Below are 333 nucleotides of genomic sequence, written 5' to 3'. Positions count from 1 at the left end.
TAAAGCAGGTTGCTCGAGGTGGCTTAGCACTTTGAAAGTATTTACACTGCTATACACCACGTGATTGTTGGCATCAATGACCAGCAATTCCCCTTGTTGCTCAAACAAGTAGGGCCGAAAGCGACGAAAGGACTCTAATCGCAGCGAACCTTCAATCACGCCTGCAAACTGTTGTTTTTCGTATATCGGTGCCGAGATGCCAACAATGGGATTGTCACCTAAGCCACGACCGCGAAAAACACTGGAAATATAGCCGTTAGGGTGGCTGTGCGCTTGCGTAAAGTAATCGCGGTCTGTCACATCTCGCTGCTGTGCGGAGAGCCCATCAAGAAG

General features: G+C 49.2%; 1 protein-coding gene. It reads right to left on the bottom strand.

What is annotated here, in order from left to right; genetic code table 11:
• Positions 1 to 333: PDC sensor domain-containing protein (locus CWC14_RS19330; RefSeq protein ID WP_502705440.1), on the bottom strand; the 333-nt coding region annotated here is incomplete at both ends.

Source organism: Pseudoalteromonas sp. S3260, assembly GCF_005886925.1.
GTDB lineage: Bacteria > Pseudomonadota > Gammaproteobacteria > Enterobacterales > Alteromonadaceae > Pseudoalteromonas > Pseudoalteromonas tetraodonis.
Note: the sequence above shows the minus strand (reverse complement) of the source record. Positions and strands in the feature narration are given on the sequence as shown.